This window comes from Elioraea tepidiphila DSM 17972, assembly GCF_000378465.1.
In the GTDB taxonomy this organism is placed as follows: domain Bacteria; phylum Pseudomonadota; class Alphaproteobacteria; order Acetobacterales; family Acetobacteraceae; genus Elioraea; species Elioraea tepidiphila.
Genome location: NZ_KB899917.1, coordinates 37350 through 52526 on the forward strand (window position 1 = coordinate 37350; position 15177 = coordinate 52526).

The window sequence follows — 15177 nt, forward strand, 5'->3', positions numbered from 1 at the left end:
GGTATCGTGCCCGTGTCGGAGCGCCAAGGGGTTGATGACAGGTGCGATAAACCGCGTGCCCGAGTGGCGATTCTCTGCGACTCTGCCCCCCTCGCGAACGGAACGGGTGACGATGGCGACGATCAAGCGACTGGGCGTGCTGACCACGGGCGGCGACTGCGCCGGTCTGAACGCGGCGATCCGCGCGGTGACGATTCGCGCGGCCGGCACCTACGGGCTCGAAGTGCTCGGGCTGATCCAGGGGACCCACGGGCTGATGGAGGACCCGCCACGCTTCGTGACGCTGGATGGCTCCGTGAACGACCCGTCCCTGCTGCGCCAGGGCGGAACGATCCTGGGCAGCGTCAATCGCGGCGATCCCTTCTCCTTCCCGGTCCCGGGTGGCGGCAAGGAGGACCGCTCGCCCCTGATCTTCCGCGGCGTCGAAACGCTCGGGCTCGACGCGATCGTCGGCATCGGCGGCGACGGCTCGATGCGCATCATGCACCGGCTGATGCAGGCCGGCCGGTTCCCCTTCGTCGGCATCCCCAAGACCATCGACAACGACCTCGCCGCGACCGAATACGCGATCGGCCACCATACCGCAGTGGAGGTCGCGACCGAGGCGCTCGACCGGCTCCAGCCCACCGCCGCGAGCCACAACCGGATCATGGTGCTGGAGGTGATGGGCCGTGACGCCGGGCACATCGCGCTCTCGGCCGGCATGGCAGGCGGCGCCGACGTGATCCTGATTCCCGAGATTCCCTGGCGCGTCAGCGTCGTCGCCGAGGCGATCGCGCGGCTGCGCGCGCGCGGCCGCAACTTCGCGCTTGTGGTGGTCGCTGAGGCGGTTCCCTCGCCGGAGGGAGAAACGGTTCTGGCCGGACCCTCCGCAGCCGGCGCGATGCCGCGGCTCGGCGGCGTCGGCGCACGGATCGCCGCAACGCTTGAAAAAGCGACCGGTGCGGAAGCGCGCGTCACCGTGCTCGGTCACGTGCAGCGCGGCGGCAGCCCCGGCGCGCTGGACCGGCTCGTCGCCTCGTCGATGGGCGTGCACGCGGTCGATCTTGCGGTGCAAGGAAAGTTCGGACGGCTCGTGGTGTGGCGCGAGGGGAAGGTGGCGGATGCACCGGTGGCCGAGGCCGCCGTGGCGGCGCGGCCGGTCGATCCGCAGGGTGATCTCGTGCGGGCGGCGCGCGGACTCGGGATCTGTTTCGGCGATCAGTAGGACAAGGAAAGCGGTGGGGGGACCACGCTGGTCCCCCCACACCCCCCTGCATCCCTCAGGCACCTCGCGGGTTCTGCCGCTACGGGCGCCAGAGCCGATCGTCCGGCATCGGCATCGGGTTCGCCGCCTCCAACACCGCGCTGCCACGCAGCACCAGATCCTCCCGGAAATGCGTCGCCACGAGCTGGACACCGACCGGCAGTCCCTCCGCATCCAATCCCCAAGGCACACTCGCGCAGGGCTGCTTCGTCAGGTTGAACGGCCACGTATAGGGCGTCCAGTCGTACCACTCGGGATAGCGCACGGTGTCCGGCGTGTTCACGCCATGGCCGGCCTTGAACGCACCGAGTGGCAGGGTCGGGCACAGCAGCAGATCGAACCGATGGTGGAACGCCACCATCGCATGGATGAGGCGCGTCCGTTCCGTCTGCGCGAGCTTCTCGGTCACGGCGGCCAAGGCAAGCCCGCGCCGCCCGACATCCAGCAGCCCCGGATCGAACAGCGTCAACCGCTCGGCCGGCGTCGTCATCACCGCGATCGCATAGGCCGCCTCCCAGATCGTCACGAAGCCGGCGCGCATATTCCAGAGCGGCGGGTCCTCCCAGGTCACGGTCGCGCCAGCGGCTTCAAGCGCCTTGGCCGCACCCTCCAGCGAGGCCATCCTCACGTCATCCACCGGCGGGGCGAAGCCGAGCGTCGGCGAGACCGCGACACGCAGCCCCTTCACGCCCTCCGCCAGCACCGAAGGGTAATGCGGCGCCGGCACGGCGGAGGCGATCGGATCGCGCGGATCGGGCCGGCTCATCCACGCCAGCACGGCGGCACTGTCGGCGACCGTGCGCGACAGCGGCCCGGGCGCCACCAGATCGCCTGCAGGCGAGTCGTAGAGACCGGGCACACGGCCGGTGGTCGGCTTGATGCCGAACACGCCCGTGAAGCCCGCGGGCATGCGGATCGATCCACCCCCGTCACCACCTGTCGCGATCGGGCAGACCCCCGTGGCCACCGCCACCGCCGCCCCGCCCGAGGAGCCGCCCGGCGTACGCTCGGGGTTCCAGGGATTGCGCGTCACCCCCGTCAGCGGCGAGTCGTTCACGCCCTTCCAGCCGAGGTCGGGCATCGTCGTGCGCGCGAAGATCACGCACCCGGCCTCGCGCAGCCGCGCGATCATCGGCGCGTCCTCGGGCTCGGGCAGCGGCTCGCGCGTGCGGCTGCCCGACTGCTTTGGCATCCCCTTCGCGGCGTGATTGTCCTTGATCGCGAGCGGCACGCCATCGAGCGGCGACAGCGCCTCGCCCCTCGCCCAGCGCGCCGCACTCTCCCCGGCTGCCGCGCGCGCGCCCTCCTCGTCGAGCAGCCGGAAGGGGCAGAGTACGGGTTGCACGGCCTGGGCACGTGCGAGCGTCGCCTCGACCACCTCGACCGGCGAGAGCCGCTTGCTCCGATACGCCTCGGCAAGCGCCGCCGCGCTCATGCGGTGGATCTCTGTCACGCTGGCTCTCCCCTTCCCTGTCGCCCGCGTGCACTCTGGCCCGCGCAACGACGGAGGTGAAGCCCATGGAACTCGACATCCCCGAGGTGGTGGCGGAGGCGCGCGCGGTGCTCGACCAGTACGAGACGGCGCTGATGAGCAACGACATCCCGACCCTCGAAGCGCTGTTCTGGGACGATCCGCGCACCATCCGCTTCGGCGTCGGCGAGATCCTGGTCGGCATGGACGCGATCCGCCGCTTCCGCCGCGCCCAGACCGGTGGCTATCAGCAGCGCGAGCGGCTGGAGGTGCTGATCACCACCTTCGGGCGCGACGTCGCCGTCACCAACATCGTCTACCGGCGCGTCGCCACCGGCATGATCGGCCGCGAGACCAAGATCATGGCGCGGATTCCGGGCCTGGGCTTCCGCGTGGTCTCGGCACATGTGTCCCTGAACGAGGTCGGCACCCCCGTGCAGCGCTGACCGGCTTGCCGCACCGTGCGGCGGCGTTAGGGTGGCCCCGTTCCGGGTGCCTCCGTGCCCCAACGTCAAGGATCGAGGGTGATGCCCGACCATGTGGTGGTGATCGGCGCCGGCGCGGTCGGCGCGGCGACCGCGCTGACGCTCGCGCGCGAGGGCCATCGCGTCACGATCCTCGAACCAGGCGAACCGGGCGGGCAGCAGGCGGCAAGCTACGGCAATTCCTGCTGGATCAGCCCCGAGAGCGTGGTGCCGATGGGCGTTCCGGGGATCTGGAAGAAGGTGCCGGGGTTCCTCGCCGACCCGCTCGGGCCGCTGACGATCCGCTGGCGCTTCCTGCCGCGCCTCGCCCCCTGGCTCGCGGTGTTCCTGCGCGCCAACGCCACCGTGCCGAAGGTCGAGCGCACCAGCCGCGCGCTCGCGGCGCTGCTGCACGACGCGGTGGCGCGGCACGAGGCGCTGGCGGCGGAGGCGGACGCGTCGGCGCTGATCGCGCGCGTCGGCCACCTCTACGCCTGGCGCGACCGGGCGGCCTTCGAGGCGGATGCGCTCGGCTGGCGGCTGCGGCGCGACGCGGGGATTCGCTGGATCGAGCTCTCGGCCGAGGAGCTGCACCAGCGTGAGCCCGCATTGTCGCGCGACTACACCTTCGCGCTGCTGATCGAGAACGCCGCGCATGTGCGCGATCCGGGCGCGCTGGTGGCCGCCTATGTCACGGCCGCGACCGCGCGCGGGGCGACGCATCTGCGCGGCCGCGCGACCGGCTTCAAGGTCGAGAACGGGCGGCTGCGCGCGGTGGTGAGCGACGCGGGCGAGATCGCCGCCGACCGCGCGGTGATCGCCACCGGCGCGCACGCCAGGCCGCTCGCCGCCGCGCTCGGCGACCGCGTGCCGCTGGAGAGCGAGCGCGGCTACCACGTGGTCATCCGCGACCCGGAAGCCACCGTGCGCACCCCGGTGATGATCGGCGATGCGCGCACGCCACTGACCCCGACGGCGCATGGGCTTCGCGTCGCCGGGCAGGTGGAGCTCGCTTCGATCGAGGCCGCGCCGAACTGGCGCCGCGCCGAGGTGCTGAAGCGATTGGCGCTGCGGCTGCTGCCCGGATTGCCCCGCGACCTGCCGGCGGAGCGGCTTTCCTTGTGGATGGGCCACCGGCCGTCGATCGCCGACGGCCTGCCGGTGATCGGGCCCGCGTCGGGGTGCGCGGACGTGATCCACGCCTTCGGCCACGGCCATGTCGGCCTCGCCTCGGCGCCGAAGACGGCCGCGCTCGTCGCCGACCTGATCGCCGGCCGCGCGCCCGTGATCGATCCCGCCCCCTACAGAGCCGCGCGGTTCCGATGAGCGGCCAACGCTGCTGGTGGTGCGGCGAGGACCCGCTCTATGTCGCCTACCACGACCACGAATGGGGCTTCCCGGTCGCCGACGACCGGCGCCTGTTCGAGAAGCTGGTGCTGGAGGGGTTCCAGTCCGGCCTCTCCTGGCTGACCATCCTGCGCAAGCGCGAGAACTTCCGCCGCGCCTTCGCCGGGTTCGAGATCGACACCGTGGCCCGCTTCGGCGCAGCGGATGTCGCGCGGCTGCTGGGTGATGCCGGCATCGTGCGCCACCGCGGCAAGATCGAGGCCGCGATCGCCAATGCCCGCGCCGCGCGCGATCTGATCGAGCGGCACGGCTCGCTCGCCGCCTTCGTCTGGCGCTTCGAACCGCCGCCGCACGAGCGTCCGGTGCGCATGACGCGCGAGGCGCTGGCCGCGCTCGGCAGCACGAAGCACTCGGCGGCACTGTCGAAGGCGCTGAAGCGCGCGGGCTTCGGGTTCGTCGGCCCGACCACCGTCTATGCCTTCATGCAGGCCATGGGGCTGGTGAACGACCATGTCGAGGGCTGCCCGGCCGGCGAGGCCGCGCGGCGCGCGCGTGCCGCCTTCGTCGTCCCGCAATCGTCATCGGCCCCCGCGTAACCTGGGGCTGCGCGGAGGCGAAACCGTCCCCAGGTCATCGGCGTCATCAGCAAGGGCGAGCCGCGCGTGTCCAGCCGTCATCCGCAATCTGCGCCACGTCTCGATCCGGCGAAGTTCCGCGACCCGCGCGTCACGGCCAGGGGCGAGCCGCGGGCCGCCGTCGCGCTCGCGGGGCTGCGCACGCTCTGGTTCAACACCGGCACGCTCTGCAACATCGCCTGCCGCACCTGCTACATCGAGAGCAGCCCGACCAACGATGCGCTGGTCTATCTGACGGCGGCCGAGGTGGCGGGCTATCTGGACGAGGCCGAGGCCGCGGGCCAACCGCTTGAGGAGATCGGCTTCACCGGCGGCGAGCCGTTCATGAACCGCGACCTGCCGGCGATGCTGGCCGATGCGCTGGAGCGCCCCGCGCGCTACCGCGCGATCGTGCTGACCAATGCGATGGCGCCGCTGCGGCGGAAAGCGCGCGCGCTGCTCGCGCTGCGCGACCGCTTCGGCCCGGACCGGCTGATCCTGCGCGTGAGCCTCGACCACTACGAGACCGCGCATCACGACGTCGAGCGCGGCGAGGGCACCTTCGCCAAGGCGCTGGATGGACTCGCCTGGCTGGCGCGCGAGGGCTTCACGGTGCACGTCGCGGGCCGGGCCGCGTTCGGCGGTGAGGACGAGTCCACCCTGCGCGCGGGCTTCGCGGCGCTGTTCGCGCGCCACGCGATCCCGATCGACCCCGCCGATCCCGTGGCGCTGATGCTGTTCCCCGAGATGGACGCGGGCGCCGACGTGCCCGAGATCACCGAAGCGTGCTGGGGCATCCTGGGCAAGCGACCCGACAGCGTGATGTGCGCCTCGTCGCGGATGGTGGTGAAGCGCAAGGGGGCCGCCCGGCCCGCGGTCGTCGCCTGCACGCTGCTGCCCTACGACCCGCAGTTCGAGCTCGGGGCGACACTGTCCGAGGCGGACCGTCCCGTGCCGCTGAACCACCCGCACTGCGCGCGGTTCTGCGTGCTCGGGGGCGCGGCCTGCTCGCGCTGATCAGCCCGTGCCGAAACGCCGCGGGCGCAGCCCGGCGTGGAACCAGGTGATGAAGCTGTAGATGTCGAACACCGGCAGCCCGACCGCCTCGCTGAGCGCGGCCGCATAGGGCGGCATGTTGGTGCATTCGAGCACGATCGCGCCGACCTCCGGGTGGCGCGCGACCAGCTCGCGGCCCGCATCGAGGATGTCCGCGCGCGCGAGCGAGACATCCATGTCGTCCTTCTCGCCCTTGATCAGCACGCGGAAGAACTCGCGCCCCTTCTCGGTGCCGACGAAGGGAAGATCCTCCGGGCAGTTGGCGGCGCGCAGATGCGCGGGTGTGAGCGACTGCGCGCTCACCGTCACCACGCCCACGCGTTTGCCCGGCGGCAGCAGCGCCTGCACCATCGGCACCTGCATCAGGCTGGAGGTCGCGACCGGCACGTTCAGCCGCGCCGAGAGCTCGGCCTGGAACAGGCTGAGGAAGCCGCAATTCGTGGTGATCCCCTCGCAGCCGAGGGCAACGAGATCCTCGGCCGCGCGCAGGAAATCCTCGAACAGTCCGCGCGCGCCCTCCAGCACCACGCGCTCCGGGCTTGCCCCCTTCACCACCCGGAACATCACCGGAAACGGCCAGGTGGTGCCGTTGCCCATGTCGCCGGGGATGCGCGGGAAGCGCGCCTCCAGCATCAGGATGCCGAGCGGCACGCCATAGACGGCCTTGCCGCCGCGGGCGACGGAGGTCTCGGCTCGGAGCGACAGCGGCAGGGTCATGGCAAACCTTCGGTTGCAACTTGGCATGAGACACGGACAATACGCCCTTCATCCGTTCCTGGGAGGTTCCGATGACACCGACGCGCCGCCTCGTTCTCGGCCTGGCACTCGCCGCGGTCACCGCAGCCCCCGCATTCGCGCAGAGCTTTCCGGTGCAGGGCCGGCCGATCACCATCATCGGCGGTTTCCCCGGCGGTGCGGGCACCGACATCTACAGCCGCAAGGTGGCCGAGCCGCTGTCGCGGGCACTCGGCGTGCCCGTGGTGGTGGACAATCGCGTCGGCGCCGGCGGCAACATCGCCATGGACCACGTCGCCAAGGCCGCGCCCGACGGGCACACGATCCTGATGGGCACCTCGGCGATGCTGGCGATCAACCCGCATCTCTATGCGCGCATGCCGGTCGACACGATGAAGGACTTCGTGCCGATCATCGCGCTCGCGGATGTGCCGAACGCGCTCACCGTTTCGCCGCAGCACCGGCCGCAGTTCACCGACTGCAAGGCGGTGATCGCCGCGGCCCGCGCCAACCCGGGGAAGCTGAACTACGCCTCGACCGGCAACGGCGCCTCGACCCACCTCGCCGGCGTGCAGTTCGCGACCGCGGCCGGGCTCGACATGGTGCACGTGCCCTATCGCGGCGGCCCGTTCGCGATGACCGCGCTGCTCGCGGGCGAGGTGGACATCTTCCTGCACCAGACGGTGGCGCTGGTGGGGCCATACCGGCAGGGCCAGGTGAGGCTGCTCGGCGTCACCAGCAAGGAGCGGCTGAAGGCGTTCCCCGACGTGCCGACGATGGCCGAGGCCTGCGACCTGCCCGGCTTCTCCACCACCACCTGGTACCTGTTCGCGGCCCCGGCGGCCACGCCGGCCCCGATCGTGGCGCGGCTGGAGGAGGAGATCCGCAAGATCATCACGGACCCCGAGTTCGTCGCCTGGGTCGAGGGGCAGGGCATGACGTCGATGGGCCAGGGCCCTGCCGAGGCCAGGAAGATGCTCGAGGACGATCTCAAGATGTGGGCGGAGGTGGTCCGGCGCTCCGGCGCGCGCGTCGACTGACGCGGCCGCGCGCAATGGAGGCCGATCGGCTGCTCGACCAGCTCCGGGCGCAGATCGCCAACCGGGCGCTGTTCTACCTTGCCGCCTATGACGCGCTCGCCGACGCGGTCGGCGCCGAGCGGGCCGAGGCGGTGCTGACGCGCGCCGTGCGGCTGCGCGGCCGGGCGGTGGGCGAAGCGTTCCGGCGCTTCGCCCCGGCCGATATCGCGGGGCTGAAGGACGCGTTCCTCGGCGGGCTGCCGGGTGGCGAGGCGCTGTTCCGGCCGGACCTGCGCCGCTGCGATGAGAAGGCGCTGGAGGTCAAGTTCGAGACCTGCCCGTTGCAGCAGGCCTGGCGCGACGCCGGCGTGCCCGAGGCCAAGCGGGCCGTGCTCTGCCGGATCGCGGGCGCGGTAGATCTCGGCACCTTCGAGGCGGCGGGGTTCGCGATCGAGAATCGGACCTGGACGCCCGGTGCGCCCGGCTGCTGCCATCTGACGATCACGCCCCGCGACGGGCCCTGACCGGATCGGCGGCAGGACAGCGTTGACGCGCGGCGCCTGACTTGGCATTGTGCTGACATGTCAGTGCCAATGTCAGGCGACGGTCAGTGATCGTCGCTCTTGAGCCGCCGCCCCCGAGCCTGACCGAGCAGGCCACGGCCAGTCTGCGCCGGGCGATCCTGGCCACGCGCCTGCCCCCCGGCGAGACCGTCAGCGAAACCGCGGCGGCCACGCTCACGGGGCTCGGCAAGGCGCCGGTGCGCGCCGCACTCGCCCGCCTCGCGGACGAGGGGCTGGTCCAGCCCCTGCCCCGGCGCGGCTGGATGGTGAGCCCGATCACCGTGCGCGACATCCACGAGGTGTTCGCGCTGCGCGCGCTGCTGGAACCGGAGGCGGCACGGCTCGCCGCCGGGCGCGTCGATGCCGCGGCGCTGGAGCGGCTCGATGCCGTGGTGCGCTGCGGCTACGACCCGGCCGACCCCGAAAGCGCGCTCGCCTTCCTGGAAGCCAACCGCGCCTTCCACGTCGCGGTCGCCGAGCTTTCCGGCAATCGCCGGCTCGCGCGCATCCTCGGCCGGCTGCTCGACGAGGCGACGCGCATGCTGGTGCTCGGCCTCGCCCGGCGCGACCGCACCGGCGAGATGCGCGCCGAGCACGGGGCGCTGATCGCCGCCCTGGTCGCCGGCGATGGCGAGGAGGCGGCGCGGCTGGCGGCCTGCGAGATCGGCACCAGCCGGACGATGGTGATGGACGCGCTGCTGTCGCCCGAGGCGGCGACGCGCATCGCGACGTGAGGGGACAGGGGAAGGGCATGAACCAGATCACTACCGTCGCGCGCAACGCGACCCTGCAGGCGATGATCGAGGCGGTGACCGCGGCCGAACGCGGGCCGGACACCGGCCGGGAATGCCGGATCGCCGAGGCGATGGCGCCGTTCCTCGACCGGCCGGAACTGCTCGCCGGGTTCGATTGTCCCGGCTGCCCCGACCGCTACGTGCGCCACCTGCTGCACGAGGACCGCGACGCCGGCTGGGCGATGGTCGCGATCGTCTGGGAGCCCGGCCAGGCCAGCCCGGTGCACGGCCACCGCACCTGGTGTGCCTTCGGCGTGCACCGCGGCTGGGTCGAGGAGCGCTTTTTCGCGCTCGGCAGCAGTGGCAAGCCGGTGCGGACCCGTACCATTCCGCGCCCGATGGGCGCGACCAGCTGCGGGCCGGCCGATATCACGCTGATCCACCAGCTGCACAACGCCTCGGATGCGACCGCGATCTCCATCCATGTCTATGGCGTGCGCTACGACAGCTTCGGCGAGGGCGTGAACTGGGTCTACGCCGCCTGATCTTGCGGCGCGCGGCGGGGTGCGGCTTGCTGCGCTCATGCCCGATGACGTCCCGCTGACCGAGCTGCCGCCCTCGCTCTGGGCGGCAACCGCACCACCGCCGCCCGACACCACCGCGCTCGAGGGCGAGACGCGCGCCGATCTCTGCGTGGTCGGTGCGGGCTTCACCGGCCTCTCCGCCGCGCTGCACGCGGCCGAGGGCGGGGCGTCGGTGGTGGTGCTGGAGGCCGGTGCGATCGGCTGGGGCGCCTCGGGGCGCAACAACGGCCAGGTGATCCCGAATCTCTCGCGCATGGACCCCGACGAGATCGCGCGCCGCTTCGGCGAGAAGGGCGAGGCGTTCGTCGAGCTGATCCGCGACAGCGCCGCCCTGGTGTTCGACCTGATCCGACAGCACGGGATCGCGGCGGAGGCGGTGCAGAACGGCTGGCTCCAGCCCGCGCACCGGCCGAGCAGGATGAAGCTCGCCGAGTCGCGCGTGCGGCAGTGGGGCAGCCGCGGCGCCCCGGTCGAGCTGCTCGACCGCGACGCGATGGCGAGGCTCGCCGGCAGCGAGCACTGGCACGGCGGCTGGATGAACCGCACGGGCGGGCGGATCAATCCGCTCGGGCTCGCGCGCGGGCTGGCAGCGGCGGCGATGCGGGCCGGGGCACGGGTGTTCACGCATTCGCCGGCCGTCGCGCTGGTGCGCGAAGGCGGGACGTGGGGTGTGCGCACGCCGCGCGGACGCATCATCGCCGATCGGGTGATTCTCGCCACCAACGCCTATTCGGACGAGCTCTGGCCGGGGCTCCGGCGCGAGATGATCCCGGTCGCGAGCTACCAGATGGCGACCGTTCCGCTCTCCGACAATGTGCGCCGGACCATCCTGCCCGAGGGTCATGCGCTGTCGGACACGCGCGGCGATCTGCATTTCTTCCGTTTCGATGCGAACGGGCGGCTGGTGACAGGCGGGGCGCTGGTGATCGGCCGGAACTGGCGCGAGCGCATCGTCGCGCGCATCGGCGCCCGCGTCGCGCGCGTCTATCCGCAGCTCGGCGTGCCGCGGTTCGACCATGTCTGGTGGGGGCATGTCGGCATCACCGTCGACCGTGCGCCGCATGTGCACGAGCTGGCACCTGGCGTGACCACATGGATCGGCTGCAACGGCCGCGGCGTCGCGCTCGGCGTGGCGATCGGCCGCGAGCTTGCCCGTCAGGCTCTCGGCACGCCCTGGGAGCACTTGCCCATGCTGCGCGAGCCCCTCAAGCCGATCCCGGCCTACGGCTTCGCGCGCGCTCTCGCGCCGCTGGCGGTCCTGGAGCGTCGCTGGCGCGACCGCCGGGACTGATCCCGGGCTGCCAAAGGTTTGACCTTTGGCAGCCCGGGATCGCGCGCAGGGCTGGTGTGGCGGCTGCGCGCCGAGGAAACCTCATACCCGGCGCACGAAGGTGAAACCTTCGTGCGCCGGGTATGAAAAGCGGGATTGGGGGTGCGGGGGGAAGGCACGGGTCCCATCGCGGCAAGCCGCGATGGGGGCCCGCCGATGGCCCTTCACCCCCGCATGTTCTTCTCAACCGGCCTTAGCGACCGCGCGCTTGGCCATCACGCCGACGAGATGCGCGCGGTATTCCTTGCTCGCATGGATGTCGCCGTTCAGCCCTTCCTCGGCCGTGCCGACATCATGCAGCGCGTCCGGCGACCAGTTCTTCGCCAGCGCCTCCTCCATCGCCGTGTGGCGGAACACGCCATTCGCGCCGGCGCCGGTGACGGCGACGCGCACGCCGGCGGGGCCCTTGGCGACGAACACGCCGACCATGGCGTAGCGCGAGGCGGGGTTGGGGAACTTCACATAGGCCGCCTTCTCCGGGATCGGGAACTCGACCGCGGTGACGATCTCGTCCGGCGCGAGCGCGGTCGAGAACATGCCGGTGAAGAAGTCGTCCGCGGCGATCTTGCGCTTGTTCGTGTGCACCGTCGCACCGAGCGCCAGCACGGCGCCGGGATAGTCGGCAGCCGGGTCATGGTTGGCGATCGAGCCGCCGATCGTGCCGCGGTTGCGCACCTGCGCGTCGCCGATGTGCTCGGCCATCGCGGCGAGCGCGGGGATGGCCTTCTTCACCTCGGCGGAGGCGGCGACCGCGGCGTGCGTGGTCATCGCCTTGATGGTGACGGCGCTGCCCGAGACCGAGATGCCGACGAGATCCTTGATCCCCGAGAGATCGACGATCGCGGAAGGCTTGGCCAGGCGCTGCTTCAGGGTCGGGATCAGCGTCATCCCGCCCGACATCACCTTCGCGTCGGGGTCGGACGCGAGCAGCTTGACCGCATCGGCGACCGAGGATGGGCGGTGATAGGCGAAATCGTACATCGGTCCTCTCCCCTCACTCGGCCGCCATGCGGGGCCGATTGGCGTTGATGATCTGCCACAGCTTGTGCGGTGTCGCCGGCATGTCGAGATGGCGCACGCCGTAGTCCTTCAGCGCATCGACGACGGCGCCGATCACCGCCGGCGGCGAGCCGATCGCGCCGACCTCGCCGCAGCCCTTCACGCCGAGCGGATTGTGCGTGCAGAGCGTGATCGCGGTGCCGACCTTGATGTTCGGCAGGTCGTCGGCGCGCGGCATGGTGTAGTCCATCATGCTGCCCGAGAGCAGCTGGCCGTTCTCGTCATAGACGCAGGTCTCGAGCAGCGCCTGGCCGATACCCTGCGCGACACCACCCTGGATCTGGCCTTCGACGATCATCGGGTTGATCACCCTGCCGACATCATCGACCGCGCAGAAATTCACCACCTGTACGACTCCGGTGTCCGGGTCGATCTCGACCTCGCAGATGTGGCAGCCGCCGGGATAGGTGAAGTTCTTGGGATCGTAGAACGCCGTCTCCTCCAGACCGGGTTCGAGTTCCTCGATCGGGTAGTTGTGCGGCACATAGGCGGCGAGGCTCACCTCGGCGAGCGCCTTGGCGCGGTCGGTGCCGGCGACCTGGAACTTGCCGTCCTTGAACTCGATGTCGTCGGCCGAGGCTTCGAGCAGATGCGCGGCGATGCGCTTGCCCTTGGCGATGATCTTCTCGGCCGCCTTCACCATCGCCGACCCGCCGACCGCGATCGAACGCGAGCCGTAGGTGCCCATGCCGAACGGGATCTTGGCCGTATCGCCGTGCACGATCTCGACCTGGCTCATCGGCACCCCGAACTGATCGGCGATCAGCTGGGCGAAGGTGGTCTCGTGGCCCTGGCCGTGGCTGTGCGTGCCGGTGAAGACGGTGATGCTGCCGGTGGGGTTCACGCGGATGTTCGCCACCTCGTAGAGACCCGCGCGCGCGCCGAGCGAGCCCACCACCGCCGAGGGCGCGATGCCGCAGGCCTCGATGTAGGTGGAGATGCCGATGCCGCGCAGTTTGCCGCGCTTCTTCGCCTCCGCCCGGCGTGCCTCGAACCCGGCCCAGTCGGCCGCCTTCAGGCACGCCTCCAGCGTCGCGTTGTAGTCGCCGCTGTCGTATTGCAGCGCGACCGGGGTCTGATACGGGAAGGCGCTCGCGGGGATGAAGTTGCGCCGGCGGATCTCGACGCGATCCAGCCCCATCTCGAGCGCGCAGATGTCCACCAGCCGCTCCAGCAGGAAACTTGCCTCCGGCCTGCCCGCGCCGCGATAGGCATCGACCGGGACGGAGTTGGTGAACACCGCCTTCACCTCGGCGTAGATCGCCGGGGTCGTGTACACGCCGGCGAGCAGCGTGGCGTACAGATAGGTCGGCACGCAGGGCGCGAAGGTCGAGAGATAGGCGCCCATGTTGGCCTGGGTGTGCACGCGCAAGGCCAGGAACTTCCCGTCCTTGTCCATCGCCATCTCGGCCACCGTGATGTGGTCGCGCCCATGGGCGTCCGACATGAAGCTCTCGGTGCGCTCGGCCGTCCACTTCACCGGGCGCTTCACCTTGCCGGCGGCCCAGGTGACGATCGCCTCCTCGGCGTAATGGTAGATCTTCGAGCCGAACCCGCCGCCGACATCGGGGGCGACCACGCGCAGCTTGTGCTCGGGGATGTGCAGCACGAAGGCGCCCATCAGCAGGCGGATCACGTGCGGGTTCTGGCTGGTGGTGTAGAGCGTGTAGTCGCCCGAGGCGGGATCGAACTCGCCGACCGCGGCGCGCGGCTCCATCGCATTCGGGATCAGCCGGTTGTTGACCAGCTCCAGCCTGCCGACCTTGTGCGCCTTGGCGAAGGCGGCATCCACCGCGTCCTTGTCGCCGAGATGCCAGTCGTAGCAGATATTGCCGGCGACCCCGTCATGGACCAGCGGTGCGCCAGGCTTCTGCGCGGCCTCCAGGGTCGGCGCGGCAGGGAGCACCTCGTAGTCCACCGAGACGAGTTCGGCCGCGTCGCGCGCGGCCCCCTTGCTCTCGGCGATCACGACCGCGACCGGGTCGCCGACATGCCGCACCTTGCCGACCGCCAGCACCGGGTGCGGCGGCTCGGCCATCGGGCTGCCGTCCTTGTTCTTCACCTGCCAGCCGCAGGGCAGGCCGCCGAGATTGTCGGCGGCCATGTCCTCGCCGACGAACACGGCCACCACGCCGGGCGCGGCCTTCGCCGCGGCCGCATCGATGCCCTTGATGCGCGCGTGCGCGTGCGGGCTGCGAATGATCACCGCGTGAAGCTGGCCCGGACGATTGATGTCGTCGGTGTAGTTGCCCCGCCCGGAGATGAACCGCAGGTCCTCGCGCCGCCTGACCGCTGCGCCGATGCCCTCGAACCCCATCTGAACGCTCCTGTCGTCCCTGTTGCGTTGCTGCTGTGAGCGACGCCTTCCATCGGTTCTTGGCGCGCCGGAAGGCGCGCGATCGGCGCCGCTACTCGGCCGCGCGGGGGAGCTCCTTCACCTTGCCGTGCATCACCTGCTGGGCGGCCGCGATCGCGCGGACGATGTTGTGGTAGCCCGTGCAGCGGCAGAGATTGCCCTCCAGCCCCTCGCGGATCTCGCGGTCGGAGAGGCCCTGGGGGTTGCGCTGCACCAGGTCGATCGCGCTCATCACCATGCCGGGGGTGCAGAAGCCGCATTGCAGCGCGTGATACTCGCGGAAGGCCTCCTGCATCGGGTGGAGTGTGCCGTCCGGCGCCGCCAATCCCTCGATCGTGACTACCTCCGCGCCCTCGCACTGCACCGCGAGCATGGTGCACGCCTTCACCGAGGCCCCGTTCACGTGCACCACGCAGGCGCCGCACTGGCTCGTGTCGCAGCCGACATGCGTGCCGGTCAGCCGCAGGTGCTCGCGGAGCAGCTCGACCAGCAGCGTGCGGTTCTCGACCTCCGCGCTGGCAGGCTTGCCGTTCACGGTCAGTGAGACCTTGGGCATCCGACGTCTCCCCTCTGTCGCGAAAGAGCCCGCGCGGATGCAC

General features: G+C 71.2%; 15 protein-coding genes. 10 read left to right on the forward strand and 5 right to left on the reverse strand.

Annotated elements, in window-relative coordinates:
* Positions 1–112 precede the first annotated feature (112 nt).
* Entirely contained in the window at positions 113–1207 is a 1095-nt protein-coding gene (locus F563_RS0107755; RefSeq protein ID WP_019014092.1) for an ATP-dependent 6-phosphofructokinase, read from the forward strand.
* 79 nt (positions 1208–1286) lie between these two features.
* Here the strand turns inward: F563_RS0107755 and F563_RS0107760 are convergent, their stop codons facing one another.
* Positions 1287–2699 carry an amidase family protein gene (locus tag F563_RS0107760; protein WP_019014093.1) on the reverse strand — a complete coding sequence of 471 codons (1413 nt, stop codon included), beginning with the start codon at positions 2697–2699 and terminating at the stop codon, positions 1287–1289.
* A gap of 65 nt (positions 2700–2764) precedes the next feature.
* On the opposite strand from F563_RS0107760, the gene F563_RS0107765 reads away from it, so the two are divergent.
* From F563_RS0107765 to F563_RS0107780, 4 genes are all read left to right on the forward strand, one after another.
* Entirely contained in the window at positions 2765–3163 is a 399-nt protein-coding gene (locus F563_RS0107765; protein WP_019014094.1) for an AtzH-like domain-containing protein, read from the forward strand.
* A gap of 81 nt (positions 3164–3244) precedes the next feature.
* The gene (locus F563_RS0107770; RefSeq protein WP_019014095.1) at positions 3245–4507 is read left to right on the forward strand and encodes an NAD(P)/FAD-dependent oxidoreductase; all 1263 of its coding nucleotides are present in this window, start codon (positions 3245–3247) and stop codon (positions 4505–4507) included.
* Positions 4504–5124, forward strand: a complete 621-nt coding sequence (locus tag F563_RS0107775; RefSeq protein ID WP_019014096.1) for a DNA-3-methyladenine glycosylase I — start codon at positions 4504–4506, stop codon at positions 5122–5124. The genes F563_RS0107770 and F563_RS0107775 overlap by 4 nt, the downstream gene beginning before the upstream one ends.
* A gap of 66 nt (positions 5125–5190) precedes the next feature.
* A complete protein-coding gene (locus tag F563_RS0107780) occupies positions 5191–6159 on the forward strand; it encodes a radical SAM protein (RefSeq protein WP_019014097.1) in 969 nt (322 codons plus the stop codon).
* Here the strand turns inward: F563_RS0107780 and F563_RS0107785 are convergent, their stop codons facing one another.
* Positions 6160–6915, reverse strand: coding sequence for an aspartate/glutamate racemase family protein (locus tag F563_RS0107785; protein WP_019014098.1), 756 nt, complete (start codon positions 6913–6915; stop codon positions 6160–6162). It abuts the gene before it with no gap.
* Between the two features lie 71 nt (positions 6916–6986).
* Between F563_RS0107785 and F563_RS0107790 the strand changes: the two genes are divergently transcribed.
* The 5 genes from F563_RS0107790 to F563_RS0107810 all read left to right on the forward strand — a co-directional run bounded on the left by F563_RS0107790 (position 6987) and on the right by F563_RS0107810 (position 11124).
* The gene (locus F563_RS0107790) at positions 6987–7973 is read left to right on the forward strand and encodes a Bug family tripartite tricarboxylate transporter substrate binding protein (RefSeq protein ID WP_019014099.1); all 987 of its coding nucleotides are present in this window, start codon (positions 6987–6989) and stop codon (positions 7971–7973) included.
* 14 nt (positions 7974–7987) lie between these two features.
* Positions 7988–8476 (forward strand): L-2-amino-thiazoline-4-carboxylic acid hydrolase, encoded by a 489-nt coding sequence (locus tag F563_RS0107795; RefSeq protein WP_019014100.1) that lies wholly within the window; start codon positions 7988–7990, stop codon positions 8474–8476.
* A gap of 86 nt (positions 8477–8562) precedes the next feature.
* On the forward strand, positions 8563–9249 hold the full coding sequence (locus tag F563_RS0107800) for a GntR family transcriptional regulator (RefSeq protein WP_019014101.1): 687 nt from the start codon (positions 8563–8565) through the stop codon (positions 9247–9249).
* 17 nt (positions 9250–9266) lie between these two features.
* Complete coding sequence (locus F563_RS0107805; RefSeq protein ID WP_019014102.1) at positions 9267–9794, forward strand: cysteine dioxygenase family protein; 528 nt, start codon at positions 9267–9269, stop codon at positions 9792–9794.
* A 37-nt stretch (positions 9795–9831) separates the two neighbouring features.
* Entirely contained in the window at positions 9832–11124 is a 1293-nt protein-coding gene (locus F563_RS0107810; RefSeq protein WP_026299413.1) for an NAD(P)/FAD-dependent oxidoreductase, read from the forward strand.
* Between the two features lie 222 nt (positions 11125–11346).
* On the opposite strand, the gene F563_RS0107815 is transcribed toward F563_RS0107810, so the two are convergent.
* From F563_RS0107815 to F563_RS0107825, 3 genes are all read right to left on the reverse strand, one after another.
* Positions 11347–12144, reverse strand: coding sequence for an FAD binding domain-containing protein (locus F563_RS0107815; RefSeq protein ID WP_019014104.1), 798 nt, complete (start codon positions 12142–12144; stop codon positions 11347–11349).
* A gap of 13 nt (positions 12145–12157) precedes the next feature.
* Entirely contained in the window at positions 12158–14539 is a 2382-nt protein-coding gene (locus F563_RS0107820; protein WP_019014105.1) for a xanthine dehydrogenase family protein molybdopterin-binding subunit, read from the reverse strand.
* 91 nt (positions 14540–14630) lie between these two features.
* On the reverse strand, positions 14631–15134 hold the full coding sequence (locus F563_RS0107825) for a (2Fe-2S)-binding protein (protein ID WP_019014106.1): 504 nt from the start codon (positions 15132–15134) through the stop codon (positions 14631–14633).
* Positions 15135–15177: the final 43 nt, after the last annotated feature.